General features: G+C 64.9%; 1 protein-coding gene. It reads right to left on the bottom strand.

Annotated features, from left to right (window positions below):
- A partial coding sequence (gene cydB / locus B3605_RS08730) for a cytochrome d ubiquinol oxidase subunit II (RefSeq protein ID WP_296433537.1) occupies positions 1 to 502 on the bottom strand: 502 nt, incomplete at both ends.

Genomic DNA, 502 nt, shown 5'->3' with positions numbered 1-502 from the left:
AGGATGAAGGGGAACATCGAGACGCCGACGGTCGAGATGATGCCGAAGATCGACAGCTTGCTGAAAAGCAGCGTGCCGACCTCCAGCCTGGCGCGGATGGCGATCAGGGTGGCGAGGGCACCGGCGAAGCCGGCGACCGGGGCGATCATCATCCAGGGGTAGGTGCCGTAATTGGCGAGCCATGAGCCCTCATGGGTCGCCGTCTTCAGAAGCGGGTTCGAGGGGCCGTCGGTAACGATGGCGCTCGAGATCGTGTAGCCGTTGACACCCAGCGCCAGGAAGACGCCGCCGAGCGCGAAGAGCACGATGACGAGGATGGCGGCGATGCTGCCATAGGCACGCGCGCGCGCCGCCACGGGACCGCTCGATTTCAGCACCAGCCAGGCGGCCCCGTGCATGCTGAGCATCGCGACGGAGAGCAGACCACAGAGCAGAGCATAGGGGTTGAGCAGGCCGATGAAGGTGCCTTCATAGAAGATGCGCATGTCGGCCGGATCGAAGC

It is taken from the genome of Rhizobium sp. UBA1881 (assembly GCF_002338015.1).
Taxonomy (GTDB): Bacteria; Pseudomonadota; Alphaproteobacteria; order Rhizobiales; family Rhizobiaceae; genus Rhizobium.
The sequence above is the reverse complement of the archived record's forward strand: the minus strand, read 5'-3'. Positions and strand labels throughout refer to the sequence as shown.